Annotated in this window: 1 protein-coding gene; it reads left to right on the top strand. The window is 37.9% G+C overall.

Annotated elements, in window-relative coordinates; translation table 11 throughout:
• The first annotated feature begins 289 nt into the window (after positions 1–289).
• Positions 290–2,047: a hypothetical protein gene (locus tag AD949_RS13905; protein ID WP_141325532.1), complete on the top strand. Its 1,758-nt coding sequence runs from the start codon at positions 290–292 to the stop codon at positions 2,045–2,047.
• Positions 2,048–2,167 lie beyond the last annotated feature (120 nt).

Raw genomic sequence — 2,167 nt, forward strand, 5'->3', positions numbered from 1 at the left:
TGCCGCAGTCTACCATCCGCGCACAGGTCTCATAACGCCCCTGCCCAAAAAATGGGGTCCATCTCTCCCCTCTATTTTGCTCACAGCCGTGCAGTTCGCCTCAATTATCATCATCGTTAATTAACGACTTGCTTGTAGCGAAGAGGTTTTTTTGTGGATATAGTATCTACTTGAGGATGAGTAGAAAAAAGTTTTAGTGTAACATATATTTACCGATAGCGCTTCCGTATATTCACGAAAGCATGTTTCATAAATGCTGGGACTAAGTGCTTACTCAGAGGACGAGACTATGAAATATATTACCTGCAGTATTCTCTTTTCATTTTTTGCATATAGTGCATCTTATGGTTCTGAAATTTCATTTAAAAACAGACGAATTGCAGGTAATGAAAAAAGCACTAATCATCTTTTTAGTAATAAAATTACGAAACCCGTAATTATTACAGCATCAGAGAAATTACCGTATATCCAGCACAGAGTGAAAAACAATCTATCAATTTTAGATAATTCAAATATGAGTAATATGGGTGCCGATATTGATACCACAACGGGTACGTATAGCGCAAACGATATACAAAACCTCTTAAATCAAGCAACATATCCTGTCCTTTTCACTCTGAGAAATGGAGAGCATTATCCTGTAAAATCAGATGGATCTGCTATAACATCTATTCCTGATGCCGCATTTAACAATGTTTATCTAAAGGCAGACGGCCAATTTCTAACGTCTAGTATGGAGAAGTCTGGTTCAGCTCCTTCATGGAATGGTGGTCATCTTGCAGATAAAGTCGGCGACACCGTTTTGGTAGAAGATTTTGAACAAAAATTTGGAATAATGCGAGATAGAAAATATATTTCCAGTAATATTTTTGACTATTTAACATATCGTATGCCCGCGCCGATAACATCTGATTTTTACACTCTTGATGCTTCATTTGAAACTCCACCTCAGTGTGGATCTGCTAAATCTTCTGGATATAACGAGTACTGGTGTAATAGAATTAATTGGGGAAGTAGTGTACATAAAAATACAGTGAATTCATCTTCAAATACGGGAATTACTATTCATTATAATAATATGCACTCAACCGGATTTGGTTATGGTGGCGCTTTTGATGTCATAAACTTTAATGATCTTCATGAAGCTGGAACAAACTGGGGATGGGTGGATGTTCATGAGTTTGATGAAGATGGTAATCTGTCTGCTGGGGGTTACAGTCTTGATGGCAATTTTTATGAATCAGGTCTTCAACATTATATTGATGAATGGGATTATTCAGGCGTAGGGCCCGATAACCCTGATACGTCTTACAATCCGTTTAAATCTCGAAGATATGGACTTTGGTATAATCAGTGGGTTTCTTCAGCTGGAGGAAAAACGGGAGGACGTTGGCAAGCAAAAACAGAATATGATGCCTTTCGTATAATTGTACAACATAACAATAAAGATAATATAGACTATATGTATGAAGCGACAGTACAAGGGGGGAAAACGGGTCCCTTTGAGCCTTTTTGGACGTTCGTTGAAAAGCATACTGTTCTGGACGGGACACAAAAATGGGTTTTTCTTGGGAAAGAAAAATTCCAGCTTGGTTGTTTTTTATGCGTAGGACCGTCTCATAAAACAGAGATAGGCACACTATTTGCTGCTTATGGCAATATTTACAATGCTGCATTCGATTTTTCTCAATTATCTTATGTAAATAATATACATGTATTGATACGTACAAAAACAGATTCGTATTTCGACCTTTCTGCCAATGGAACAGCTTCTGGACAAAATAATCACCTTCTGGGTTATGGAGGAGGAAAAGATAAAAGTTTAAAATATATTGTTTTTGGGAAGAGTATTTTTAGTGTAGAAGATGATGGAAATATAAATATCAAGGGTGCCATGAGATCGGGGAAACTTATTATTCCATTTGGAACGCCATACTCAAGCAATGATACATGTACACAAGGGCAAATGCAAATAGATTCCCATTATATTTATACATGCGTGGCGACAAATTCTTGGCACCGCACAGATAACGGTTCGACTTGGTAGTATTACAGCATAATCTGATCAATTTGATTTCTATGCTGCGGTTGTGAAACAGGGGCCGGCATGTCTGTGACAGGCAATCGTTGTACGTGTCACGGTTTAGTTCCTGACCATGGGTTATCT

The sequence above is a fragment of the Acetobacter orleanensis genome, assembly GCF_001581005.1.
GTDB lineage: Bacteria > Pseudomonadota > Alphaproteobacteria > Acetobacterales > Acetobacteraceae > Acetobacter > Acetobacter orleanensis.

Excerpts from the sequence above, each read along its gene's own strand:
- AD949_RS13905 (WP_141325532.1), top strand. The coding sequence starts at position 290 with ATGAAATATATTACCTGCAGTATTCTCTTTTCATTTTTTGCATATAGT.